Here is a 23680-nt window from a genome sequence, read left to right on the forward strand (position 1 = left end):
TGTCAAATCAAGTGTGGCCTGAATACATATTATGGTAGATAATATTTGCACAAATATAATTGCATGAAAATGTCATAGGCTCACGGGAGGTTCGAGCTGAGGCACGGATCTACGCCACTTTGGATCGAGGTTGGAACAGGAGCAATGCGAGGACTTCATGAAGCATTTGTCAAGATGGCTCTTTGCGGGCTTCCTTTTGGTTTGCCTTGGCGGCGGTGCATACCTATGGTGGCAGCATGGGCAAGGTGTAGCACCAGTTCCAGAACCAGCGCCGGTCGCAGCAGCGCCTTCAGTCACGGAACCGACGCCTCCCGCCAAGCCGCTGATCCGTCATCCCATTGAAGCGCTTCAGCCATCACTTCCCGAGCTAGCCGGACTGCCGGCAGTCGGCGATTCGGGCAACTTGGTAAAGGATGCCTTGATCGACTTGCTCGGTCGAAGGGCGGTGCTTTCGTTCCTGACTATCGACGACTTCGTGCGCCACCTCGTGGTCACCGTCGATAGCCTGGCTAGGGGACACGCAGCGTCCCGTTTGTGGCCGGTGCTGCCCACGCCCGCCCGCATCCTGGTCGTCGAACATCGCGATGGCACCTATCTGGCCGATGGCAACGCCGATCGCTACACGCCATTTGTCCGATTCAGTACGTCGGTCGATACGGTCAAGGCCGCTGCGCTGTATGTGCGGCTGTATCCGCTCTTCCAGCAGGCCTACGAGGAACTCGGCTATCCGGGCAAATACTTCAACGATCGCTTGATTGAGGTCATTGACCAACTTCTGGAAACGCCTGAACTGACGGGGCCAGTCAAGTTGACGTTAACCCAAGTACAGGGACCGATTCCAGTGACGAGACCCTGGGTCAGGTACGAATTCGCGGACCGTTCACTGGAGTCCCGCCCGGCCGGACAAAAGATACTTCTCCGGATGGGTAGCGCGAATGCTCGTCTGCTCAAGGCCAAACTGGCGGAGTTTCGCGCGCGCATTGCGACTCGCAACGCGGATCGATGACTACGCTATCTGGGTCTTTTGTCGCTGGCTGAATTGGCCTGTCTTGGAAGGATTTTCGATCAACTGATTTGGACCGATGAGAACGAACTCGACCCCAACGGGCGCAAAGGATAGATAAGGATTGCGCTTCTCAGCGCCGATCCAATGCTGCGACAACTGCGACTTACAGAATGGGACGATCCCCTGGAAAAGCCGCAGGAGGCGACAGACAAATCCCGACCAATGCATCGGACATCCAAACCATTGCGATTAACTGAAAAGTGAACACTCAGGTGGCAATCGAAAGGCGCTCGACTCAGGTCTGAGGTGCAGTGGAACGGGCAAACGATGGTACTTGGCCGATTTCCGCTCGGCGTTTCACCAAAGCGCCGAGTCGCGCATATCCATCAATCGCCTGCGCTGACGATTGCGCAACCATACTCCCAAAACCCAAGCGACCACAATAACGCCGAGTCCCGCGCCCACCATGACTCCTGTAGAAACCCAACCGCTAGTCGCGCCGGAGGTCCACAGTTTCAGCGTCCCCAGCCCCAGCGCGGTAGCCAATACGATAATTCCGGTTGCAAGTCTCATCCCTGAACGCGCTTTCTGCATTTCACTGCGGAATATGATAATCGGACCTGCGCCGGCCTGCCTCGTTTTCGCCAAAGGTGCTCATGTACAGGACATGTGATTGCCGTTTCACTCACTTATTCACGACGCCTACCGGTCTTTAGCTCGTAAGCCGGCTTTCGGGGTCCCCAGTTCGGCAACCACGCCTGTTCTCTTGCGGTGGCCCTCTCGCGTCACTTGGCAGCAGGCCGCGGGTAGGCGGCCTCTGTGTTCTTTATGGCTTAATGACCGTACCGTATATAAGCACCAGCAACGTCACGACGAAGAACGCGACAATTACATATCTAACTATTTTCAAGGGAGCACCTTCAGTTGGGTTGATTTTGAAGTCTGGATAAAAAGCCGTGGAATGACCTTGTCCGCTACAGCAGGAACATCACAGCCGCGACCATGGTGGGTAGCGCCGCGCCGAGGAGCAGCTCACCAGCGCCAATTGACTCATCATTGAAGCCTTGTTTGAGTAGGGCCACGCCAGCGGGGTTTGGCGCGTTCGCAATCACAGTCAGACCACCGCCGGCGACTGCGCCCGCAACCAGCATGTATTTGGCCAAACCGCTCATGCCTTCAATGAGTGACCCCAGGTACGTCAGTGCAGCGTTGTCGGTTATCGCCGTCAGCCCCAGGGCGCCAAAGAACAGAGCGGTCGGCTCCAGGCTGGACACAATCGGCTGCAGCCACCATTGCTGCATGCCCCCGAGTACCACCAGGCCGGCAAGGAAGAATCCGACGAGCAGTGCCTCCTTCAGAATGAGTGGTGTCTGGTATCTGGCATACGCGTGTGTAAAGCCCATGAAGAGCAGAAACAGTCCAAGGAATATCACCGGGTGGTGCGCGAACGCCACGACGGCCGACAGAAAAGCCATGTGAATCGTGCTGACGAGAGGTGGAATACGCTCTTTGTCCACCTGGACAGACATGGGTCGAACATGGGGAAAATGTCGACGCAGCAGAAAAGTAATGACTGTGGCGTTGATGAGGACAGCGACGACAGCCTTCCAGCCGAAGTGACTCGCCATGAATGCGCTGTCCCAGTTCCAGGTAGTCGCCACCATGAGAACGGGAGGGGCCGCGAAGGAGGTCAAGGTGCCGCCAATGGAAATGTTCACGAACAGGACGCCAAGTGCGCCGTACTTCAGCCACTCGGGAATGCCGGGACGGAACACCATGGGGCTGAGCATCAGCGCAGCAAGCGTCATTGCCGCTGGCTCGGTAATCAGGGAACCAATCAGTGGCACCAGCGCAAGGCAAAGCCAGACCTGAGCCACAACCGTGCGGAATGGTGCGAGCCTGGCGATAAAGGCGACCAGCGCTTGGATGACCTCTACAACTGGTCGGGACGCGGCCACCACCATGATGACGAACACAAACAAGGGCTCTGTGTATTGCCGCGACTCGGCGTACTCGATGGCTTGTGAACCGCCCACCAGGAGGGCCATGGTGGCGATGAGCACGACCGCCCAGAAGCCGAAAACGACCTCCACTTCACCAAGCAGGTGGAACAGACCCGCGTGCCTTGGGTGGTTGTGAGCGAGCCGCTCAAAGAACTTGGTTGAAAAGGTGTGGACCAACGCGAACGCAAAAAGAGCGGCAGCAACAACTTCGATGTTTGACATGACGGTCCAGCCTTAAGGTAAGTCAGTTAGTGGAAAATCAGGTCTTGCGACGTGGCTGCAGTCTGAATTACCTCAGCGCAGCACCAGAACTGGCACCGTGCTTGTTCGCAGCAACGTCGTGGTGATGCTACCGCGACGATGAGCTGGCGAATGCGCGAATGCCCGTAGGCACCAATGACCAGCAGGTCAACAGAATGCGCCTTCAGGTAATGCGGCAAGACCGTTTCAGGTTCTCCGGCCACGACCGCGACCTGCACGTCGAATCCGGCCACAGACAAACTGGTCTTTGCCCACTCAAGATGCTCACGTCCGATTGCTGTTTCGTCCCCCGCCATCACAACTTCGCACCGAAGCTCTTTGAGCAGCGGGCTGCGCGCCACGGCTTCCACCATTTTTCGGCTGGTCGGGCTGCCATCGAAAGCAATGGCAAAGCGTTTCGGTACACGGCAGCAAGCGCTGTGCAAGGCATTACTACAGAGTCTGCGTACTCCATTCGTGTCCGACCTGCCAAGTCCGAATCAATGGCCGCCAAGAAATGGAATAGTTAAGCTTGTTGCAAAGCACGGTCAGTCATGGACGAGTCCCATGGATCGCGGTGTCACCAAGCAATGTCGCTCAAGCACAGTGCGCTCTGAACGCAGTTTAGTCAACTTACCCAATGGGGGGTTCGCTCCTGACCGTCACATTGCGTGAACAAATTCGACGGAAATGCCATCACGATAGATGATCGCAGTCACCATGCCCGCCGCAGAGTGGATCATTCCAACCCCACAGGAGACCTACGCAGTTCTCAATCGCCAACCCTGCGCAGCAAATTTGTCACACATAGTGACTTAAAGTCCTTGCCTCGTTCCTGTCATCGAGCGATGTATTTCAAATCGACACGTCGATTCTTTGCCCAAGCATCCTCATTGTGACCGGCATCAACCGGCTTTTCCATGCCAAAACTCACGGCTTCAAGCGAACTGTCTGGCACACCAAGCAGACGCAGTGATCTACGTACTGCCTCAGCACGTTTCTGACCTAAAGCAAGGTTGTATTCACGCCCGCCACGTTCATCGGCATTGCCTTCGAGTCGAACTTTGGCACTCTTATTTGCTGCCAAATACTTAGCATGCGCTTCAATCAAAGGGAGGTCACTGCTTCGAATTTGAAAATTATCAAAACCAAAGAACACACTGCGCTTGGCAAGCGGCGAATTCGCATCATCCAAAGGAGAGATCGCAATCACCGATTTGACGGTGCTCTGGGCCGGGGGAGCTACTGGCGCCGTTGGTGCTTTCACTGCAACCGGAACCGGCGGGGCCTCTGCAACTTTTGTGGTGCTGCAAGCTGCGAGTGTGGCTAGCATTACAGCCAAAGTTAGATTTTTGAACAAATTGATCTTCATGTTGGGTTCCATTGATTTCTGTCGTTTCCGCTACTTAACTGATCCGCATGACGCGCTCAGCCCTTCTTGTCTTATAGGCCATCTGGCAAACCGGCGCAGGCCGCCTAATCACATACTCGTATTACGATCTGCAATTGTCCGAAATTATATTCGGACAATTGGATATTGCGAAAGGCGACCGAATTTTCTAGGGCTCGCCCACGGGCGAGCGGGGTAGAGAACTGACCCAAAAAACTACATGTCTGCTAGTGGGATGTTGGCCGCATTTTCATCCGCATCTAGGAGCGCAAGGAGTAAGCCGAGATCATGGTCCAATCGCGTCAATGTGGCTGTGTCCAGTTGAGAAAGCGCCTGCGGCAGAACCCCTGCAAACGGGCCAGGGGCTTTTTTGAGCACTCGCTGCCCAGCAGGGAGCGCATAAAGTTGCACCGCTCGACGGTCAGGTCCGATTTTATCGGTCTGAACCATTTCCATCTTCACCAACGCCTTCACCAGATTACTGGCTGTCGTCTGGTGTATGTCCATGGACTTTGCCAGATCGTTGACACCAATGCCTGGCTCGGCATGTATCACGCTTAGTGCCCACAGTTGCGCGCCTCCGACCCCTGCACTTTTCTCCACCTGCTGGAAGTGCGTTTTCACGGCGTTGAAAACCAGCCTGAAACGGCGAAGGACTTGGGCCGTTGTCTGTGGCTGGCTACTGTTTTGGTCGACTCGTGGCATGTGCGGATCTTAGGGAAACAACAAACATTGCATGATAGGGGCAATTCCGGGCTATAGGGAGCGCGGCAACATTGAACTTCAGCCTCTTATTGCCTTGCCGCGTGGTGGATTACATGGTTAGCCAAGCCGGCAACCGATTTTCCTCAGACTTTCCATTTGAGTACCCATCAGGAAGATCGATGCGTGTTTTGCTTCAAGGCATTTATTCTGGCGTGGCAAAGGCGATTGGCGATTTCGTCAGTAATCTCAAAGAGGCCTGCAGTCAGGTATTCTGATATTTTTTGCGCGAATTCATCAACGCTACGGACTCTCCCTCTCGCAGTTCCTTGTTGAGCGTGGGCGTCCCTCGCTCGAAGCAGTTCGTCTGGCTGATCGCTGACCCTTTGAAATGAGTCGAAGGGCATATTAAACATTTCTGAGCGCCTTTTTCCTCTCGCCTGCTCTCACCTCGAACTGCGATGGAACGTAATCGGATGACATACGTCCATCTCAATGAATCTTGAACGCAGGTTGTGCGGCCGTCGAAGGATGACTCTGGGTCTGTTGAGTCAATTGACTTGACTTTCCATGACCCGGAGTGGCCTCGACACTCTGACCCTTTTGCTCGCTAAGTAACCGCAATAGGTAAGTTCCTTCCGCCGCGTCAAAGACAACGGCCAACGCCAATACCAGATAGAGGAATTGTTTCATGTGAATGCCCCCTTCAAGAGCTACCATCTTGTATGCCACCAAGTAACTTTGTCCAAATGTACATCAAGGATTAAAAAGTAATAGTTGCACTTGGAAAGTTTCTTGGCTGCGTTGAAAGTAGTAAAAATATTTCCGCTGATCAATGCGCGGACGCAAAAAAACGTAAGGTTTACCGCGCATTCAAGTTGAGTTTATTGAAACAAATCGCCTCGACGTAGACTGATTTCCGACTTAGAGCTTCAGGTAAAAGTTAGGGTAAGCCCCGTAGATAAATAACATTTGTTGCAATATACTTGTGCAACTGTACCAGTTTAAGCGGCCGGTGCAGCCAACTTGAGCTTGGGGCCCTTCGGGGCTCCTTTTTTATGTCCGGAGCCTTGGTAAGCGTTGCAGCTGCAATTCAGCCAATGATGGATAAAGGGGCGCGCTGATCAGGCGCGACACGCCGCTGGCTACCAACGCGCTAGCCATCAGACTGAGCACCAGTGCATGCCCGTCCACCATCTCCATGACAATGATGAAGGCGGTCAGTGGGGCCTGTGTGACAGCTGCCAGGAAACCTGCCATGCCCAAGGCGATGAGTGTGGGGGCATTCACATAAGCGGTCAGTTGAGCGATGTCGTTGCCCAGGGCTCCGCCAATCGCCAGGGATGGGGCAAATAGTCCGCCAGGCACGCCCGCCCACGCTGTAATCCAGGTAGCCATGAATTTGAACAACACGTACAAGGAAGAGGAATCACCGCTTCCTTCCAGCATATCGCGCGTATGGTTGTAGCCACTTCCATAGGTGTCCCCGTGACTGACTACACCCAAGATCGCCACCACCAACCCGCAAGCTGCCGCAAATAGCACAGGCGCTTTTTTGCGAAACTTACTGAATCGGTCGGCTGACTTGCCAGACAATGAGACCATCAGTACTCGGGAAAATAGACCACCCGCTGCACCGCTGCACACGGCGACCAGCAAACCTGGCAACAGCAATCCCATGCTCAGGTTTTCGATCCGGATCACGCCGAAGTAGGTGGAATTTCCGTACACGGAAATTGCCATCAAGCCAGCCAGCACAATGGCGGCCAACAGCAAGCCGTTGCTGCGCTGTTCGGGCTTTCGTGACAACTCTTCGATGGCAAACATCACGCCACCCAAAGGTGTATTGAAAGCCGCCGCAATACCCGCTGCACCTCCGGCGAGTATTAAACCGTGCTCTGACACCGTGGACTTTGAGGGTAGCCATCGACGGGCATGGTGCATCACACCAGCCGCGATCTGCACTGACGGCCCTTCTCGCCCCAGGGACAGTCCGGCCAATAGACCCCAAGTCGTCAGCAGGATTTTGGAGACCGTCAACCTCAAGGACACATAGATTCGACGATGAACGGGTTGCACTTCATGCGTCAGTGCCGCCATGACCTGCGGAATCCCCGAACCAGCCGCACCCGGCGCGTATCTTTGGGTCAGCCAGGCAATTGCCGCCGTCGAAACGGGGGTCCAGAGCAAAGGTGACCACCAGTAGCTTCTTTGCATTGAAAAAAATTGCGCCAGTGCATGGTCAGTCAACCAAGTCAAGGCAACCACCGTCAGGCCTGCCAGCGCGGCAAACGCCAGCACTATCCCACGGCCAGTCCACAGACGCCAGTCATAAAGCTCTTGGCGCAGAGCAGAAAAGACAGGGGGTTGAAGTTTCATGAGGCACTTCCGTCGTGAGCCAATTGGGAGAAGAATGCCGCGCTTTGTGACAACTTAACAGTATTTTAACAAATGCATTGTGATACATTCACACAAATATATTTCAATCAGGACATTTGACCCGTAGCGTTTGCTCCCCACCACTTCTTACTTACAAGTCAAGTGAACGGTAGATGAGACTCGAAAAAGACGATGCAGCCTTCTCCCAATTCTTCACTTAGGTTTGTATTCGCAAGCTCAAATTCCCGTTCAAATGCTGAAACATCTTTTCGTGTGTCTTGCAATCTGCTCAGCAGCCAGCGCGTCCGCCATGTCGTTTGGCTCTCAGCATGCCATCGTTGTTAATAACGAATCCGGCGAAATTTTGTTCGAAGAAAATGCGAGTTCTGTTGTTCCAATTGCTTCTTTAACCAAGTTAATGACGGCAATGGTCGTGCTGGATAGCAAGCCAGATATGGAAGAAAAAATTTCTATCCAATTAGCGGACGTCGATATGTTCAAACACAGCGCTTCGCATGTTCCTTTAGGGACAACGTTACCTCGGAGAGAGGTTTTGCAACTAGCGCTGATGTCATCGGACAATCGCGCTGCCGCATCACTTGCACGGACCTATCCAGGCGGAAATCCGGCTTTTGTCAAAGCCGTTCATGAAAAGATCAAGTCGCTCGGAATGATCAATACGGTCATCAAAGAGCCAACGGGTCTGTCTCCCGAAAACGCCTCGACAGCAGCCGATCTCGCAAAAATGGCGTTCGCCGCGTCCCGATATCCGGTCATCGTCAATATCACAACGGATCGGTCCGACCTGATCAACATGCAGGGCCGAAGCGTGGAATTTCACAACACCAACCGACTCGTTGGCAAACGCGGGTGGGACATCCTGTTGTCCAAAACTGGGTTTACCAATGAAGCGGGACACTGCCTGATCATGCGAATCAAGCTGGCGGGAAAAAATACCACCTTGGTTTTACTGAATGCGAAGGCCAGTTCTTCAACTTTCTTTGATGCTTTGAACATACGTCGTTTTTTGGCAAAACAAACGATTCTTCAGCCCTCAATAACATCAACGCTTCATAAGCGTCATCACTTCAAGCTGTCGTAGATTCGACCCGAAGTCACGGCACTTTAACGTTCTTTTATTCAAAATTAAAACAGACGAATCGCCTGCTTCGGTCCTGAGTATTGGGCTGAGAAAGGCCAACACAACAAGGCCGTGCTTGGATGCCACCTTCCTACAAATCTACGCGGAACCCGCAACCATTCTGGAACCCCTGAAATGAACCAAGACCTGTCGATCCTGCGCCTGGTGCTCAATGCCAGCGTCGTTGTGCAACTGGTGATGCTGCTGCTGGTGGTGGTCTCCATGGCCAGCTGGGCCGCTATTTTTCGCAAGCTGTTTGCCCTGAAACGGGTGAAATTGCTCAACGACACCTTCGAGCGCGAGTTCTGGTCTGGCACCAGCCTTAATGATCTGTTCTCTGCCGCCGCCCAAAACGCCCGCGACTCCGGCCCGTTGGAACGCATTTTTGCCAGCGGCATGCGTGAATACCAAAAGCTGCGCGAGCGTCACATCACCGACGCCAGCACCCTGATGGACGGCGCCCGCCGCGCCATGCGCGCGAGCTACCAGCGCGAGCTCGATGTGGTGGAGGCCAACCTCTCGTTCCTGGCCTCGGTCGGCTCAGTCTCACCGTATCTCGGCTTGTTTGGCACCGTCTGGGGCATCATGCACGCCTTCACCGGGCTGGCGTCCATGCAAACGGTGACCCTCGCCACGGTGGCCCCGGGCATTGCCGAGGCATTGGTGGCCACTGCCATTGGCCTGTTTGCCGCCATTCCCGCCGTGGTGGCTTACAACCGCTTCGCCCACGACATTGACCGCATCGCGATCCGGCTGGAGACCTTCATTGAAGAGTTCTCCAACATCCTGCAGCGCAACGTCAGCGCCCAGTCGGCCTCCGGTCACTGAAAGGAGCCCCAGCATGGCCTCAGTCATCAGTCGCGGGCGCGGTCGGCGCACCATCAGCGAGATCAACATGGTGCCCTTCATCGACGTGATGCTGGTGCTGCTGATCATTTTCATGGTCACCGCGCCGCTGATCACGCCCAGCGTGATCGACCTGCCCAGCGTCGGCAAAGCCGCCCGTCAGCCCGACCAGGTGATTCAAATCATCATCGGCAAGGACGAAACACTGCAAATGAAAGTGCAAGAAAAATCCAGCCCACTGGGGCTCAAAGACCTTGCCAGCGCAGTCAAACAAGCGCAAAGCGGGGTCACCAATTCGGCGGTGGTCATCAGCGCCGACAAAAGCATCAAATACGAATCAGTCGTCAAGGTCATGGACACCCTGCAACGCGCCGGTGTGCAGCGCGTGGGCTTGTCCGTGCAACTGGCCAGTTGAGGTAGAGGCGTGCACGCGGCCACTGATCGTCTTGAGTTTGCGCCACCGCCCACGCCGGGCCTGCTGCGCTCACTGGCCTTGGCTGTGCTGGCGCACGCGTTTTTGCTGGCCGCCCTGACCTGGGGCGTGCACTGGAAGCGCGACGCCATCAGGGTGACCGCCGAGGCTGAGTTGTGGTCGGCCGTGCCGCAAGCAGCGGCGCCGAAGCTGGTCGAAGTGCCTATAGAACCCACAGCCACACCAGTCACACCGAAACCACCGGTCGTCACGCCTGCACCCCCGACTCCACCCTCTCCGGTGCCGCAGGTTCAACCCAGCCCGCCCGACCCCAACATCGCCCTTGAGCGCGAGAAATTGCGGGAAAAAAAGGAACTGGAACTCAAAAAACAACAAGCACTGGACAAACAGCGCCTGGAAAAGCAGCGCCTTGACCAACTGAAGCGGGAAGAACTCAAGCAAGAAAAGCTGCAGCTTGAGAAAAAGCGCTTGCAAGACAAACGCGAAAGCGACAAAAAAGCCGCTGAAGACAAGAAAGCCGCTGAAGACAAGAAAAAAGCCGCTGAAGACAAGAAGAAAGCTGCTGAAGACAAGAAAAAAGCAGCCCAAGAGGCCCAGCGCAAAGAAGCAATCCAAGCGCAAGAGGACGCCAAAAAACTGGCTGCCCAGCGCAAAGCCAATATCGAACGCATGACCGGCCTGGCAGGCGCCAGCGGCGCGCCTACGGCCAGGGGCACGCAACTGCAATCCAGCGGCCCGTCCGGCAGCTATGCCGGACGCATTCGCACCCGCATCAAACCCAACATCGTGTTCGCCGACGACATTAGCGGCAACCCAGCCGCCGAAGTTGAAGTTCGTACCTCACCGGACGGCACCATCATCAGCCGCAAGCTCACCAAACCCAGCGGCGTCAAATCCTGGGATGAAGCCGTCTTGCGCGCCATCGACAAAACCGAAGTACTGCCGCGTGATGTCGACGGCCGCGTGCCCAGCGCTTTGGTCATCAGCTTCCGGCCAAGGGACTGAGACAGTATTCCACCCTGCCGCCCTGCAAATCTAAGGCTACGGACGGGTGCCCTCAAATCGTCAGCCGAAGCTGATGACAGCGCGATTTCTTGAAGATCGCATTGTTCCTTTTCCCATTTTGTGGCCTTTGATGCCTGCTTCTGGGACCCGTAGAGGCAGGCAAAAGGGCCCGATCGCATCGGTTTGAATTGGTGACAGCCTACTGTTCGTCAACTATTGACCAAAAAAACCTCGATCATTTCTCTGCGGTGCGTTTGATATGCATCAACTGGCGTACCTTATCGGGCACTATTCTTTGGATCTCGCGCCGGTCTCCTTCCTGCTCTGACAACGCGAGATCCGCCCGCATTGGGGCATTCATCCAGCTTGGGCGGGTAAATACACAAAAATTGCAATGCCAAATCTGCACGCAATGAAATCAGGATGAGCGTCCAGCACGAACACGAGGCCGTGGGCAAGGCACTTTCCCGCTGCGAGAGCGATCCGCATACGCTGGTTCAGATCCTGCGGGAGACGCAAGAGCTGGCGGGTTGGCTGTTTCGTGCCGTGTTAGGTGTAGGGGCGCGCGAACTGACCTTGAATCTGGCCCATGTAGAAGTTGCGGTCGGCTTCTATCGCTTCTTCCATACGCGACCGGTGGGGCGATTAAGCACGCCCGACCTGAAATGGCCGAGCAGAGCGGACACTAGGTCGCAAGCGTGGCGGTTGGCAGCAGCGCCACGGCCAAGGGGCTGATGCATGGGAGATGAAACAAGTCCCTTAAACCTCGGCACGGTGGTCTCCGTCCGAGGCAGTGTTGTGGATATACGGTTTGATGATGATTTACCGTCGATCCACACGATACTGCGCGCAAATGAAGGAGAAATCGTCCTCGAAGTGCTGGCGCAGCATGATGCGCGTCACGTGCGAGCGATTGCGTTGACCCCCACGCAAGGCCTGGCGCGCGGCATGGCAGTGCAGGACACAGGCGGGCCGTTAAAGGCGCCGGTGGGCAAAGGGAGTCTCTCTCGTATGTTCGACGTTTTCGGAAACACCATCGACCGCGAGACGGCGTTGTCCGATGTTCAATGGCGTTCTGTGCATCGGGCTCCGCCGCCGTTGGCACGACGTTCCACCAAGTCTGAAATCTTTGAAACAGGCATCAAGGTCATTGATGTGCTAATGCCACTGGAGCGCGGCGGCAAAGCGGGCTTGTTTGGTGGAGCGGGCGTGGGCAAGACAGTGCTGCTCACCGAGATGATTCACAACATGGTCGGGCAACACGAGGGCGTAAGTATTTTTTGCGGCATCGGCGAACGCTGCCGCGAAGGTGAGGAGCTCTACCGCGACATGAAGCAAGCCGGTGTATTGCCCAACATGGTGATGATCTTCGCACAAATGAACGAACCCCCAGGTGCCCGTTTTCGCGTCGGCCATGCCGCGCTGACGATGGCGGAGTATTTTCGCGATGACGAGCATCGCGATATGCTCCTGCTGATCGATAATATTTTTCGTTTCATCCAGGCTGGCATGGAGGTGTCGGGCTTGATGGGGCAGATGCCGTCGCGCTTGGGTTATCAACCCACAATGGGAACGGAGCTATCGGGTCTGGAGGAGCGTATCGCCAACACCGATACAGGCGCCATCACCTCAATCCAGGCGGTGTATGTGCCGGCTGACGATTTCACCGATCCGGCCGCGGTGCATACCTTCTCGCATCTCTCCGCGTCGATCGTGCTCTCGCGGAAGCGGGCAAGCGAAGGCCTTTATCCAGCCATCGACCCGCTGCAATCGAGTTCCAAGATGGCCACGCCGAGCATCGTCGGCGCACGGCATTACGGCTTGGCGCAGGAGATCCGGCGCACGCTCGCGCAATACGCGGAACTCAAGGACATCATTGCCATGCTCGGTCTGGAGCAGCTTTCGCCGGAGGACCGCAACGTCGTCGCCCGCGCCCGTCGGCTGGAGCGTTTTCTCACGCAACCTTTTTTCACGACGGAGCAGTTCACCGGCCACAAAGGAAAACTGGTCAGCCTAAAGGATGCGCTGGACGGCTGTGAGCGCATCCTGCGCGATGAATTCAAAGACCACCCAGAGAGCGCGCTCTACATGATCGGAACAATTGACGAAGCGAAGGGAAAAGCGAAACCGCCCGCCCCCGCAACCCCTTCTGAACCTGACTCAAAAACAGAAGCCAGGGCCGACCCGAAGCCTGCCGCCGAGTCCCCGGCCAAAGCCATACCCGGGCCCCATCCGCAATCCGGGGCGAAACCGCAACCGGAGACCGACCATGCCGCTGACACTCATGAATCTTAAGGTTCTGCTGCCATTTCACATCTTCGCCGAAAAAAGCGGGGTGTCGCGCATCGTTGCGGAGACGCGCGAGGGTTCATTTGGACTCTTGCCACATCGACTCGATTGCGTCGCGGCGCTCACACCGGGCATTCTGATCTTTGAGACCGCAGCGGAGGGCGAGGTTTACGTAGCCGTGGATGAAGGCGTGCTGGTCAAGATCGGGCCGGACGTGCTCGTTTCGGTGCGCCGAGCGCTGGGCGGAAAGAACCTCGACAAATTGCGCGATGCCGTGGAACAGGAATTTCTGACCCTGGACGAGCGCGAGCAAAGCGTGCGCTCGGTCATGGCGAAATTGGAAGCCGGTTTTTTGCGGCGCTTCGCGAGCTTTCAACATGAATAACGAACCAAAGAAACCCCCGAAAAAGGTGTCGGACTATGTCGGGCAGGTCGGGGTAAAGGCGGCCCGCAAGCTCAAGGCACAGCGCAACACCACGCCGGGCGTCTGGTTCGGCTTGGGCATGATGGGGCTTATCGGCTGGTCGGTGGTCATTCCGACGTTGCTCGGGGCGGCGCTTGGTCTTTGGCTGGACGAGCGCTATCCGGGAGGTCGCTCCTGGACGCTGGCGCTGTTGGTGGCGGGGCTTGCGATCGGCTGTTTCAATGCGTGGCATTGGGTCGCCAAGGAAGACAAGGCCATGCGGGAGGAGCAGGAGAATGACGATGAATGAAACGTTGACACTGGCCCTCGCGTGGGTGGCGGGCGGAGTGCTCGGGACAATTTTCTTTGGCGGCCTTTGGTGGACAGTTCGCAAGGGCGTCTCGTCCAAACAACCGGCACTTTGGTTGTTCAGTAGCCTGCTGCTGCGGATAGGCATTGCCCTGGCTGGATTCTATTTTGTCTCGGGTGGTCATTGGGAACGGCTGCTGGCGTGTCTTCTTGGCTTTGTTGTGGCACGCCTGGTCGTGACGTGGATGACCCGCTCGTCGGGCAAAAACCAAACGCGCCCGGCACGGGAGGCTAGCCATGCGCCTTAGTCCCGATGAGATAATTTTCTGGCAACACGGATTTCTCAAGCTGAATGCCACCATTGTATTCACGTGGGGTCTGATGCTCGTGCTGGCCGTCGGCTCGAAACTCATTACGCGCAAACTCTCGACGGGTCTGAAACGGTCGCGCTGGCAGAATCTTCTGGAAATCGTCGTCACCGCCATCGAGAAACAAATCGAAGAGGTTGGTCTGCGCGACCCGAAGAAGTATCTCGGCTTTCTAGGCACGCTTTTTCTGTTCGTCGCCACAGCCAGCCTGTGCACTGTCATTCCCGGCTACGAGCCGCCGACCGGTTCGCTGTCGACGACCGCAGCGCTGGCGTTTTGCGTATTTGTGGCCGTGCCGTTTTTCGGCATCAAGGACCAGGGCTTGGGTGGCTACCTCAAGTCCTACGTCGAGCCGACGGTCATCATGCTGCCGTTTAACATCATCAGTGAAATCTCGCGCACGCTGGCCCTGGCCGTTCGCCTGTTCGGCAACATGATGAGCGGGGCAATGATTATCGGTATTCTGCTCACTATCACGCCCTTTATCTTTCCGATCGTCATGACGGCGCTCGGCCTGCTCACCGGCATGGTGCAGGCCTATATCTTCAGCATCCTGGCCGCCGTTTACATCGCGGCCGCCACGCGGGGCCGCAAGCCAAAGCCTGAACCCGGTGAAAAACATTGAAGCACGAATTACTACGACCTAAGGAAATACTATGGATAGCTTGACAATCATCGCGGTGGCATCAATTGTCATTGCCGGCATTACCACCGGTTTCGGTTGTATGGGCCCTGCGCTGGCGGAAGGGCGGGCAGTCGCGACAGCGCTAACTGCACTATCGCAGCAGCCCGACGCCTCCGCCACTATCACCCGGACCCTGTTTGTCGGTCTGGCGATGATCGAATCCACCGCGATCTACTGCTTCGTGGTCTCGATGATTCTCATTTTCGCCAATCCGTTCTGGAATCACGTCATCGCCCAAACAGCGGGAAAGTAAGCCATGCTGATCGATTGGTTCACGGTCGTCGCGCAGGCACTCAACTTCCTCATTCTGGTATGGTTGCTGAAGCGTTTTCTTTACCAGCCCATCCTCGACGCCATCGACGCACGGGAAAAGCGGATCGCATTGGAACTCGCGGACGCCGATACGAAAAGGGCCGATGCGAAAAGGGAACGTGACGAGTTCCAGCAAAAGAACGAGGTCTTCGATCAGCAGCGCGCCGCGCTTCTCGGCAAGGCAATGGAAGAAGCGAAGACTGAACGTCAGCGACTGCTCGACGACGCGCGGCACGCCGCCGACGCCTTGGCTACCAAGCGGCAGGAAGCGCTGAGAAGCGCGCAGCGGAGCATGAGCGAAGCGCTCAGCCACCGGGCGCGCGACGAGGTTTTTGCCATTGCACGCAAGGCGCTGGGCGATCTCGCTACGACGAGTCTGGAAGAACGGATGGGCGAAGTGTTCACCCGCCGCTTGCGCGAGATGGACGCCAAGGCGAAAGCAGCGCTGGGCGAGGCGCTCAAGACAGCGTCTGAACCCGCGCTCGTGCGCAGCGCGTTCGAGCTGCCCGCAGATCAACGCGCAGCGATTCAAAATGCGATCAACGAAACCTTCTCGGCTGACATACCCCTGCACTTCGCGACCGCGCCGGAAGTGGTCTGCGGAATCGAACTTAGTACGAATGGACAAAAGGTGGGGTGGAGCATCACCGATTATCTGGCGTCGCTGGAAAAGGGTGTCGACGAACTTCTGAAAGAGAGGGACAAAGCTGAACCCCAGTCCGAGTTGACAAGGCAGATCCGCAAGCGCGCCTATGAGCTCTACGAACAGCAAGGCCGTAAGGAGGGTAGAGCAGTACAGAACTGGGATAAGGCGGAGAGCGAGATTCGGAAAGAGAATCTTAGTCCCGCCAAAACCGAGCCTCCGCCTGAAGCCAAAGCCAAACCGAAGCCTGAAGAACCTAAGCCCGAGATCGGGAGCCCATGAACATGGAACCTGCGGAGGACCTGCAAAAGGTTTTCGACAAAGCGTTCGCGGGTATGCGCGAAGCGCGGGAGGCATTCGCGCCGAGTCTTGCGCCACGGGAAGTTGGCACGATCACCAGCATCGCCACCGGGATTGCGAAGGTGTCCGGGCTCCCCGGCGTGGGTTTTGACGAGCTGGTGAAATTTCCCGGCGATTTGTTCGGTATCGCCTTCAACGTGGACGAGGCTGAAATCGGCGTCGTGCTGCTCGGCGAGTATTGGCATCTGCACGCAGGCGATGAAGTCGATCGCACCGGCCGGGTCATGGACGTTGCAGTGGGCGACGGGTTGCTGGGACGGGTCATCGACCCGCTCGGTCGGCCACTCGATGGACGAGGACCGGTGGCCTCCAGCCATCGCTTGCCCATCGAACGCCCCGCTTCGCCCATCATGGACCGCGCTCCGGTCACCGTGCCGCTGCAAACCGGCCTAAAGGTCATTGATGCGCTTATTCCTGTCGGGCGTGGGCAGCGCGAGTTGATTCTGGGTGACCGGCAAACAGGCAAGACCGCCATTGCTATCGATACGATTCTTAACCAGCAGGGCCAGAATGTTTTGTGCGTATATTGTGCTATCGGTCAGCGCGCTTCGGCCGTAGCGAAGGTCGTTGCCACCTTGCGGGAGAAGGGCGCGATGGATTTCACCACCGTGGTGGTTACCGAGGGCAACGACCCACCAGGTCTCGCCTACATTGCCCCGTACGCTGCGACCAGCATTGCGGAGCATTTCATGGAAGCGGGTCGGGACGTCCTGATTGTGTACGACGACCTTACGCAGCACGCCCGCGCCTATCGCGAGCTTTCCCTCCTGCTGCGCCGCCCACCCGGACGCGAAGCCTTTCCCGGCGATATTTTCTATATCCATTCGCGCCTGCTGGAGCGCGCTACCCATCTGCGCCAGGAACGCGGTGGCGGCTCGCTCACGGCTCTGCCGATCATCGAGACCCAAGCCCAGAACATTTCCGCCTATATTCCGACCAACCTGATTTCCATCACGGATGGCCAGATCTATCTCTCGCCATCGCTGTTCGAGTTGGGGGTATTGCCCGCGGTCGATGTCGGCAAATCAGTCTCGCGCGTTGGCGGCAAGGCGCAGCGCACAGCCTACCGGGCTGTGGCCGGCGACCTCAAGCTCGCTTACGCCCAGTTCGAGGAATTGGAAACTTTTGCCCGTTTTGGTGCTCGGCTGGATGAAAACACCACCAAAATTATTGAGCACGGACGGCGCATCCGGGCCTGTCTCAAGCAGCCTGAATCCGCGCCGGTGTCGGTGGCCGCACAAATCGCCGTATTGCTGGCCTTGAGCGCAGAACTCTTCGACGGCGTGGAGCTGAACCAAATGACCGAGGCTGAACAGGCGGTGCGCGCTGCGGCGGCGGACATGCCGGCCGAGGTGCGCGCGCGCTTCGATTCCGCCGACAAATTGAGCGACGAAGATCGGGAAGCGATTATCCAGATCGCCCGCGTAGCGCTCGCAAGCTTTCAACCCGCGCCTGAACCAGAGACAGCGCCAAAGACCAAAACGGATATCAAACCCAAACCAAAGGCGGCCGGCGGGGAATCGTCATGAGCGACACCACGGCGAGCCTGCGCCGCAAGATCGGCAGTGCCGCAGACCTCCAATCGGTAGTGCGCACTATGAAGGCGATGGCCGCATCAAGCATCGGCCAGTACGAGAACGCCGTGCGCTCTCTAGATGACTATTATCGGACGGTACAACTAGGTTTAGCGGCATGTTTTCGCCGGAATGAGCCTGCTGACGGGACCCCAGCGCACCAGAATGTAGTAGGAGCGATTGGCGCGGTCGTGTTCGGTTCCGACCAGGGCCTTGTTGGTCAGTTCAATGATGTGATGGTCGATTTTGTCGTCAAGACGTTGGGGAATTTGCCGGGTAAAAAGACAGTATGGACAGTCGGCGAACGCATTCAGTCGCGCCTCGCGGACTCCGGCTTACCTTTGGGGGAACGCTTCATCCTGCCGAATTCCATTGGCGCGATTACACCGTTGGTTGGGCAGATCGTGATCGAGATGGAAACCCGTCGCGAAAAGGGCGAGATCGCGCAGGTGTACCTGTTCCATAACCGGCCCGAGTCCGGGTCGGTCTATACACCGGTGAGTCAACGGCTGCTGCCGCTGGACGCGGTTTGGCAGCGCGATCTGGCTACCATTAACTGGCCCACCAAAAATATGCCTCAGGTGATGAATGACAAAGAAGCGACTCTGTTGGCGTTCGTTCGCGAATACATTTTTGTCTCGCTTTTCATGGCCTGCGCTGAATCCCTAGCCAGTGAAAATGCCAGCCGCTTGGCTGCAATGCAACGTGCTGAAAAGAATATTGACGAACTGCTGGAGGACCTGAACCGCTCGTTTCACCGCCTACGCCAAAGTGGTATCGACGAGGAGCTATTCGATGTCATTTCAGGCTTCGAAGCACTCACGACTTCTTAGTTAAGACTGAAAGGATTGCGATGAAGATCAATTCAAAGGATTTCCGTGTGCACGAAGGCGAACAGGTGGGGGAGTTAAGCGACCTGCAACAACTCCACTGTGCGACAGAGCGGAAACAGTCTCTATGCTCAGGTCGCAACTATGCGCAGTGGTCGGACGTCAAAGGCGTTGCCAGAGCGACGGCGAGGTTTCTGGACCCGCGAAGTCTGTGCATAGTTATGGCGGATGCGATGGAGTCAACGCGCCAGGCATCAAGGTGATCCATTTGCGGGGTCGCACGTTTGGCAATCCGATGCCCGGTGAATACCATGTTGCCGTAGCGCACACATCCGCCGACGGGAAAGTGTTGGCGACCTAGCAAGGCGACCTTCAGGTGCTTGAGGATGCGCCCGCAGCCCGGCTCGCGCCGACCAACTTTCACTTACCACCTGGCACGAATGCTGATTTTCAGCGAGTGCCCCCCGGACAGATCGTGCCGTACCCTTTGGGCTTGTTATTGTGGGGTACACATGGATCAGCGCTTGACGACGTAGGTATCGCGCAGTGCCCCGAAATCTGACGCGATTCCCCCGCTATACCGGCGGTCTGCTGGTGCGGGATATGAATCACGACAAACGACTCGACCCAGCGACTGATGAGGTAGCGGGTGGCATTATTGCCAAGCGGCCGTCGGTAAGGGGTCATTCGTGGTGGCCCGAAAGTAAGCACGCAGCGAACCCATCTTGACCACAGCGCAGTGGCTGTGTCTGGGAATCAAGTGAATTGAATTTGCGGCTGCCAGCGATGCGGCAACAGTTCATGAATCTGACTTGCCCGCTGCGTAGGCAACCGGGTTAGAACATCCTTGAGGTAGGCAAACGGATCATGCCCATTGAGCCTGGCACTCTGGATCAGACTCATCACAGCTGCACCGCGCTTGCCCGCACGCAGTGAACCCGCAAACAGCCAGTTGTTCCTCCCGATGGCAATCGGACGGATCTGGTTTTCGATGTGGTTGTTGTCCACCGGCAGTTGACCGTCGGAGAGGAAGCGCGTCAGCGCAGACCAGCGCCGCAGGCTGTAATCCAACGCTTTGGCCGTGGCTGAACCATCCGTGATCTTCTGGCGGTTCAGGATCATCCACTGGTGCAAGGCATCCAGCAGTGGTTTTGATTTCTCCTGGCGTATTCGTCGTCGCTCATCGGGAAGCAGTTCTTTGACTTCGCGCTCAATGTCGTAAACCCTGGCGATTTGCTCCAGCGCACTGTGCGCAATCTGGCTCTTGTTGCTGGCATGCAGGTCAAAGAACTTGCGCCGGGCATGGGCCAGACAACCGACTTCGGTCACACCCTGGGCCATCAGTTGCTTGTAACCACTGAAGTCGTCACAGACTAGGCTACCGCGCCAGTCACCCAGAAAGGTCTTGGCATTCTCCCCGGCACGTGATTCGCAGAAGTCATAGACCACCGCCCGGGTGTCCTCGAAGGCACCGGCGGCATAGGCCCACAGGTAAGAGCGGTGTGTTTTACCGGTGCCGGGCTTGAGCATCTGCACGGGTGTCTCATCGGCATGCACTACGTTGTGCTGGAGGATCTCAGCTTTGAGTGCATCGACCAGGGGTTGCAGCTGCACACCACAGCTGCCGACCCAGGCACCCAGTGTGGAGCGAGCAATGGCCAAACCGGCACGACCAAAGATGGCCTCCTGGCGATAAAGCGGCAGATGGTCAGCGAACTTGGCCACCAGCACCTGGGCCAGCAGACCAGTGGTGGGGATGCCCTTATCAATGACATGCGCCGCCACCGGAGTCTGGATCAGGGTTTGGCACTTGGCGCAAGCCCATTTGCCGCGCACATGGCGCTCGACACTGAAGACGCCGGGCTGGTAGTCCAGCTTCTCGGCGACATCTTCGCCGATGCGCTTCATTTGGCAGCCGCAAGCGCAGGTGGTGGAATCGGGTTCGTGGTGGATCTCCACGCGGGCAAGATTCGCTGGCAATGGCTGGCGTTTGGGTTGTTCCTTCATCCGGGGTGCAGGCGCATCCGTGGGCTTGAGTTGCTCGATCTCGTCGCTCACCGCCTGCAGATCCTCATCAAGGGTTTCTTCCAGCAGGCTTCTTTGCTCGGCGCTAAAGCGCTCACTCTGGGCGGCAAACTTCAGGCGTTTGAGATAAGCATTCTCATGCGTGAGCTTGTCGATGGTGGCTTGTTTGAAGGTCAGTGTCTTGAACAGGGACTGCACCACGTCGCGCAGTTCGTCTGCACTCATGTGGGTGAGTTGTTCGGGTGCGATCACCATGAAACATAGTGTGCTTTTGGTGAATAAAAAGCACCATTAGATGCTATGTGGGACTACTCAATCGGGACTGATTGAGCTAAAAAAGAGGATTTCAACTTCGTTGCAAAGGAGAACTGAAATGTCTACTCCCCTCCAGACAGTGGTACAGGTCCAGGATGCGGCGATCCAGGTCGAACTGTACATGAGCATCGAGCTAAGTGACAAGAAATGGCAGCTGACGTTGAGTGATGGCCGTCGTGGCCCCAGCCGGTACAGTGTGGAGGCTGGTGACACGGGCGCAGTTGCACAGTGTATAGCCAAGGCCAAGGAGCGCTGCAAGCTCCAGCCACAGGCCAAAGTGCATTCCTGCTACGAAGCCGGACGCGACGGCTGGTGGCTGCACCGCTGGTTAGTTGAACAGGGCATCGACAACATCGTGATCGACTCTGCCAGTATCGAAGTGAACCGGCATGCCAGGCGCGCCAAGACTGATCGGCTCGATGGGGACAAATTGCTGACGATGCTGCTTCGCCACCGCACGGGTGAGCGTGTGTGGTCGGTGCTGCACGAGCCTTCGGCTGAAGATGAAGACGCACGGCGCACACACCGCGAGCTGGCACGGCTGGCGAAGGAGCGCACCGCGCACACCAACCGCATCAGCTCGCTGCTGGTGCTGCACAACGTGCGCCCCCGCATCATCATCGGCGGGCGTGACTGGGGGCGTTGGTGGGACAACCATTGCGAGCAGGTACCACCAGCCTTGCGCGCCGAGATCGAGCGCGAGAGCGCACGCCTGGCGCTAGTCAAGCAGCAGGTCAAGGCGCTGGAGGTCGCGCGGCTGCAGGAATTAGCCGATGGCAAGCAACCGCTGGTGGCACAACTGATCCGACTGCGTGCTATCGGGCCCAAGGGTGCCTGGATCCTGGTCAAGGAACTGTTCGGCTGGCGGCGTTTCTCCAACCGGCGCGAACTGGCCGGTTGCCTGGGGTTGGCACCCACACCCTATGCCAGTGGCGACAGCCAGATCGAACAAGGCATCAGCAAAGCCGGCAACAAGCGAGCGCGCGCCTTGCTGGTGGAGTTGTCATGGAGCTGGCTGCGCCTGCAGCCAGCCAGCGACTTGAGCCAATGGTTTAACAAGCGCTTCGCGGCTGGGGGTAAACGCATGCGCCGCGTGGGCATCGTGGCGCTGGCGCGGCGTCTGGTTATCGCCCTTTGGCGCTACCTTGAGCACGGCGAGATTCCGAACGGGGCCGTGCTCAAGCCAACCACAGCCTGACGCCAACCAGCCTGAATCTAAACAAACGGCTTGACATGGAACGCATCATGATCAAAGGTCGACGCGCCCGCGATAAACGCGGGTCACAACACCGTGACCGTCGCATTAGATGGGGCGCGCCGATAACTGGGGTTTGCCAGCGCACTTTGTGCGCATGCTGCATTGGGTGCCGGGTAAATACCCCCTGCACGGATAGAAGTTCGTCCGAGCACTGGCTTGAACGCTCATCACACCCCGACCTTGGATTAGCATGCATCGACCACTTCGAGCCACGCAAAAACGGTCATCAAGCAAGCCCCCCAATGGGCTCCATGATCAGGGGACCATGAATTTCAACTGAAGGATGCCGTCATCAAAAACGGCTTGACAAAAGAGTCCCCATAGAAGTGCTTATCCGTATTGACTTCGTTGCTATGTATTTGGATGATTCAGACCATGGTGATGATGCCTGCATCACCCAAGCGCTGCCAGGGCAGTCCCAGCACCAAAGCATCGAGTTGGGCGCGGTTCAGACTCAATTGTTGCGCTGCACTGCCCAATGGCCAGACAAATTTGCCTTGGTGCAGTCGCCGCGCTGCCAGCCAGATGCCAATGCCGTCATGCACCAGAACCTTCAAACGGTTTGCTCGCTTGTTGGCGAATAGGTAGGCCGTGTGCGGATGGGCAGAACCAAACACCGACACAACCTTGGCCAAGGCGGTGTCGGTGCCAGCTCGCATGTCCATGGGGGTGGTGGCCAGCCAGATGGCATCGATGCGGATCACTTGAAGGACTACTTGAGAATGGCCCGGGTCCAGTGCACCAAGTCGGCAGCGGCACTGGCGGGCCAGGTGAGGATCATCGAGACTGCGCCTTTGCGAAGTTCTACCTTGATGTCGCAGGCAGTGGGCTCAAGCATGCTGGTGGGTAGCTTTAAAGGGATGAATGCGGGGACAGGTGTAGCGGGGACAGCGACACCCAACGGATCTGGCCCGATAAGTCGGTGGCGCCCGTCACGCTCATGTTCCTTGAGCCAGCGGTGCAGCACGTTGGCGTTCATGCCGTGTTGCAGGGCTATTGCCGCAATGGACGCGCCCGGCTGCTGGCAGGCCACTACCAATTCGGCCTTGAACTGGCGCGTGTAGGTGCGGTGGGTAGGCCGACTCGAATATCTCGCAAGGTCTGGTTCTTTGAGCATGGTGTACACGGTGGGTTGCGTGCACACGATCTTGCAAGATGGGAGGG

25 protein-coding genes are annotated in these 23680 nt (G+C 57.0%); 16 read left to right on the forward strand and 9 right to left on the reverse strand.

Features of this window, described 5'->3' with window-relative positions; all coding sequences use genetic code 11:
• The first annotated feature begins 130 nt into the window (after nucleotides 1-130).
• The gene (locus RFER_RS05750; RefSeq protein WP_085998758.1) at nucleotides 131-1006 is read left to right on the forward strand and encodes a DUF3014 domain-containing protein; all 876 of its coding nucleotides are present in this window, start codon (nucleotides 131-133) and stop codon (nucleotides 1004-1006) included.
• 974 nt (nucleotides 1007-1980) lie between these two features.
• On the opposite strand, the gene RFER_RS05765 is transcribed toward RFER_RS05750, so the two are convergent.
• The 6 genes from RFER_RS05765 to RFER_RS05790 form a co-directional block, all read right to left on the reverse strand.
• Nucleotides 1981-3231: a putative Na+/H+ antiporter gene (locus RFER_RS05765; RefSeq protein WP_011463457.1), complete on the reverse strand. Its 1251-nt coding sequence runs from the start codon at nucleotides 3229-3231 to the stop codon at nucleotides 1981-1983.
• A gap of 26 nt (nucleotides 3232-3257) precedes the next feature.
• A complete protein-coding gene (locus tag RFER_RS05770; RefSeq protein WP_049765613.1) occupies nucleotides 3258-3623 on the reverse strand; it encodes a universal stress protein in 366 nt (121 codons plus the stop codon).
• 464 nt (nucleotides 3624-4087) lie between these two features.
• A complete protein-coding gene (gene pal, locus RFER_RS05775) occupies nucleotides 4088-4621 on the reverse strand; it encodes a peptidoglycan-associated lipoprotein Pal (RefSeq protein ID WP_041791569.1) in 534 nt (177 codons plus the stop codon).
• A gap of 234 nt (nucleotides 4622-4855) precedes the next feature.
• On the reverse strand, nucleotides 4856-5344 hold the full coding sequence (locus RFER_RS05780; protein WP_011463459.1) for a MarR family winged helix-turn-helix transcriptional regulator: 489 nt from the start codon (nucleotides 5342-5344) through the stop codon (nucleotides 4856-4858).
• Nucleotides 5345-5833: 489 nt separating this feature from the next.
• Nucleotides 5834-6034, reverse strand: a complete 201-nt coding sequence (locus RFER_RS05785) for a hypothetical protein (protein WP_166485675.1) — start codon at nucleotides 6032-6034, stop codon at nucleotides 5834-5836.
• A gap of 363 nt (nucleotides 6035-6397) precedes the next feature.
• Nucleotides 6398-7720 (reverse strand): chloride channel protein, encoded by a 1323-nt coding sequence (locus RFER_RS05790; RefSeq protein WP_011463460.1) that lies wholly within the window; start codon nucleotides 7718-7720, stop codon nucleotides 6398-6400.
• A gap of 253 nt (nucleotides 7721-7973) precedes the next feature.
• Between RFER_RS05790 and RFER_RS05795 the strand changes: the two genes are divergently transcribed.
• The 14 genes from RFER_RS05795 (at nucleotide 7974) to RFER_RS05860 (ending at nucleotide 18921) form a co-directional block, all read left to right on the forward strand.
• Nucleotides 7974-8822, forward strand: coding sequence for a serine hydrolase (locus RFER_RS05795; protein WP_011463461.1), 849 nt, complete (start codon nucleotides 7974-7976; stop codon nucleotides 8820-8822).
• A 174-nt stretch (nucleotides 8823-8996) separates the two neighbouring features.
• Nucleotides 8997-9689: a protein TolQ gene (gene tolQ, locus RFER_RS05800; RefSeq protein ID WP_011463462.1), complete on the forward strand. Its 693-nt coding sequence runs from the start codon at nucleotides 8997-8999 to the stop codon at nucleotides 9687-9689.
• Nucleotides 9690-9702: 13 nt separating this feature from the next.
• Entirely contained in the window at nucleotides 9703-10122 is a 420-nt protein-coding gene (locus tag RFER_RS05805; protein ID WP_011463463.1) for an ExbD/TolR family protein, read from the forward strand.
• A gap of 9 nt (nucleotides 10123-10131) precedes the next feature.
• On the forward strand, nucleotides 10132-11145 hold the full coding sequence (gene tolA, locus RFER_RS05810; protein WP_011463464.1) for a cell envelope integrity protein TolA: 1014 nt from the start codon (nucleotides 10132-10134) through the stop codon (nucleotides 11143-11145).
• A 423-nt stretch (nucleotides 11146-11568) separates the two neighbouring features.
• On the forward strand, nucleotides 11569-11880 hold the full coding sequence (locus tag RFER_RS05815; protein ID WP_011463465.1) for an NAD(P)H-dependent oxidoreductase subunit E: 312 nt from the start codon (nucleotides 11569-11571) through the stop codon (nucleotides 11878-11880).
• Nucleotides 11881-11883: 3 nt separating this feature from the next.
• Nucleotides 11884-13440 (forward strand): F0F1 ATP synthase subunit beta, encoded by a 1557-nt coding sequence (gene atpD, locus RFER_RS05820; RefSeq protein ID WP_011463466.1) that lies wholly within the window; start codon nucleotides 11884-11886, stop codon nucleotides 13438-13440.
• Nucleotides 13415-13819 (forward strand): F0F1 ATP synthase subunit epsilon, encoded by a 405-nt coding sequence (locus RFER_RS05825; RefSeq protein ID WP_244095815.1) that lies wholly within the window; start codon nucleotides 13415-13417, stop codon nucleotides 13817-13819. Before atpD ends, RFER_RS05825 begins: the two co-directional genes overlap by 26 nt.
• Nucleotides 13812-14147, forward strand: a complete 336-nt coding sequence (locus RFER_RS05830) for an AtpZ/AtpI family protein (RefSeq protein WP_011463468.1) — start codon at nucleotides 13812-13814, stop codon at nucleotides 14145-14147. Before RFER_RS05825 ends, RFER_RS05830 begins: the two co-directional genes overlap by 8 nt.
• The gene (locus tag RFER_RS05835; protein ID WP_011463469.1) at nucleotides 14140-14454 is read left to right on the forward strand and encodes an ATP synthase subunit I; all 315 of its coding nucleotides are present in this window, start codon (nucleotides 14140-14142) and stop codon (nucleotides 14452-14454) included. The genes RFER_RS05830 and RFER_RS05835 overlap by 8 nt, the downstream gene beginning before the upstream one ends.
• Complete coding sequence (locus RFER_RS05840; RefSeq protein WP_011463470.1) at nucleotides 14444-15139, forward strand: F0F1 ATP synthase subunit A; 696 nt, start codon at nucleotides 14444-14446, stop codon at nucleotides 15137-15139. Before RFER_RS05835 ends, RFER_RS05840 begins: the two co-directional genes overlap by 11 nt.
• Before the next feature lie 31 nt (nucleotides 15140-15170).
• Complete coding sequence (locus RFER_RS05845; protein ID WP_011463471.1) at nucleotides 15171-15452, forward strand: F0F1 ATP synthase subunit C; 282 nt, start codon at nucleotides 15171-15173, stop codon at nucleotides 15450-15452.
• A 3-nt stretch (nucleotides 15453-15455) separates the two neighbouring features.
• Nucleotides 15456-16436, forward strand: a complete 981-nt coding sequence (locus tag RFER_RS05850; protein WP_011463472.1) for a DUF2934 domain-containing protein — start codon at nucleotides 15456-15458, stop codon at nucleotides 16434-16436.
• Between the two features lie 2 nt (nucleotides 16437-16438).
• On the forward strand, nucleotides 16439-18043 hold the full coding sequence (locus RFER_RS05855) for an alternate F1F0 ATPase, F1 subunit alpha (protein WP_011463473.1): 1605 nt from the start codon (nucleotides 16439-16441) through the stop codon (nucleotides 18041-18043).
• Nucleotides 18040-18921 carry a F0F1 ATP synthase subunit gamma gene (locus RFER_RS05860; protein WP_011463474.1) on the forward strand — a complete coding sequence of 294 codons (882 nt, stop codon included), beginning with the start codon at nucleotides 18040-18042 and terminating at the stop codon, nucleotides 18919-18921. The genes RFER_RS05855 and RFER_RS05860 overlap by 4 nt, the downstream gene beginning before the upstream one ends.
• A gap of 753 nt (nucleotides 18922-19674) precedes the next feature.
• Here the strand turns inward: RFER_RS05860 and tnpC are convergent.
• On the reverse strand, nucleotides 19675-21168 hold the full coding sequence (gene tnpC / locus RFER_RS05870) for an IS66 family transposase (RefSeq protein ID WP_425057064.1): 1494 nt from the start codon (nucleotides 21166-21168) through the stop codon (nucleotides 19675-19677).
• Between the two features lie 148 nt (nucleotides 21169-21316).
• Between tnpC and RFER_RS05875 the strand changes: the two genes are divergently transcribed.
• Entirely contained in the window at nucleotides 21317-22456 is a 1140-nt protein-coding gene (locus RFER_RS05875; RefSeq protein WP_011463476.1) for an IS110 family transposase, read from the forward strand.
• Between the two features lie 428 nt (nucleotides 22457-22884).
• On the opposite strand, the gene tnpB is transcribed toward RFER_RS05875, so the two are convergent.
• The gene (gene tnpB, locus RFER_RS05880) at nucleotides 22885-23220 is read right to left on the reverse strand and encodes an IS66 family insertion sequence element accessory protein TnpB (protein WP_011463477.1); all 336 of its coding nucleotides are present in this window, start codon (nucleotides 23218-23220) and stop codon (nucleotides 22885-22887) included.
• 8 nt (nucleotides 23221-23228) lie between these two features.
• Entirely contained in the window at nucleotides 23229-23633 is a 405-nt protein-coding gene (locus RFER_RS05885; RefSeq protein ID WP_011463478.1) for a transposase, read from the reverse strand.
• Between the last annotated feature and the right edge of the window lie 47 nt (nucleotides 23634-23680).

This window comes from Rhodoferax ferrireducens T118 (genome assembly GCF_000013605.1).
GTDB lineage: Bacteria > Pseudomonadota > Gammaproteobacteria > Burkholderiales > Burkholderiaceae_C > Rhodoferax > Rhodoferax ferrireducens.

Coding starts and splice junctions, on each gene's coding strand:
- RFER_RS05765 (WP_011463457.1), bottom strand. CDS start 3,231: ATGTCAAACATCGAAGTTGTTGCTGCCGCTCTTTTTGCGTTCGCGTTG.
- RFER_RS05885 (WP_011463478.1), bottom strand. CDS start 23,633: ATGCTCAAAGAACCAGACCTTGCGAGATATTCGAGTCGGCCTACCCAC.
- RFER_RS05785 (WP_166485675.1), bottom strand. CDS start 6,034: ATGAAACAATTCCTCTATCTGGTATTGGCGTTGGCCGTTGTCTTTGAC.
- RFER_RS05855 (WP_011463473.1), top strand. CDS start 16,439: ATGGAACCTGCGGAGGACCTGCAAAAGGTTTTCGACAAAGCGTTCGCG.
- atpD (WP_011463466.1), top strand. CDS start 11,884: ATGGGAGATGAAACAAGTCCCTTAAACCTCGGCACGGTGGTCTCCGTC.
- RFER_RS05790 (WP_011463460.1), bottom strand. CDS start 7,720: ATGAAACTTCAACCCCCTGTCTTTTCTGCTCTGCGCCAAGAGCTTTAT.
- RFER_RS05830 (WP_011463468.1), top strand. CDS start 13,812: ATGAATAACGAACCAAAGAAACCCCCGAAAAAGGTGTCGGACTATGTC.
- RFER_RS05805 (WP_011463463.1), top strand. CDS start 9,703: ATGGCCTCAGTCATCAGTCGCGGGCGCGGTCGGCGCACCATCAGCGAG.
- tolQ (WP_011463462.1), top strand. CDS start 8,997: ATGAACCAAGACCTGTCGATCCTGCGCCTGGTGCTCAATGCCAGCGTC.
- RFER_RS05850 (WP_011463472.1), top strand. CDS start 15,456: ATGCTGATCGATTGGTTCACGGTCGTCGCGCAGGCACTCAACTTCCTC.
- RFER_RS05835 (WP_011463469.1), top strand. CDS start 14,140: ATGAATGAAACGTTGACACTGGCCCTCGCGTGGGTGGCGGGCGGAGTG.
- RFER_RS05770 (WP_049765613.1), bottom strand. CDS start 3,623: ATGGTGGAAGCCGTGGCGCGCAGCCCGCTGCTCAAAGAGCTTCGGTGC.
- RFER_RS05825 (WP_244095815.1), top strand. CDS start 13,415: ATGCCGCTGACACTCATGAATCTTAAGGTTCTGCTGCCATTTCACATC.
- RFER_RS05780 (WP_011463459.1), bottom strand. CDS start 5,344: ATGCCACGAGTCGACCAAAACAGTAGCCAGCCACAGACAACGGCCCAA.
- RFER_RS05795 (WP_011463461.1), top strand. CDS start 7,974: ATGCTGAAACATCTTTTCGTGTGTCTTGCAATCTGCTCAGCAGCCAGC.
- RFER_RS05845 (WP_011463471.1), top strand. CDS start 15,171: ATGGATAGCTTGACAATCATCGCGGTGGCATCAATTGTCATTGCCGGC.
- RFER_RS05840 (WP_011463470.1), top strand. CDS start 14,444: ATGCGCCTTAGTCCCGATGAGATAATTTTCTGGCAACACGGATTTCTC.
- RFER_RS05815 (WP_011463465.1), top strand. CDS start 11,569: ATGAGCGTCCAGCACGAACACGAGGCCGTGGGCAAGGCACTTTCCCGC.
- tnpC (WP_425057064.1), bottom strand. CDS start 21,168: ATGAGTGCAGACGAACTGCGCGACGTGGTGCAGTCCCTGTTCAAGACA.
- RFER_RS05860 (WP_011463474.1), top strand. CDS start 18,040: ATGAGCGACACCACGGCGAGCCTGCGCCGCAAGATCGGCAGTGCCGCA.
- RFER_RS05875 (WP_011463476.1), top strand. CDS start 21,317: ATGTCTACTCCCCTCCAGACAGTGGTACAGGTCCAGGATGCGGCGATC.
- pal (WP_041791569.1), bottom strand. CDS start 4,621: ATGAAGATCAATTTGTTCAAAAATCTAACTTTGGCTGTAATGCTAGCC.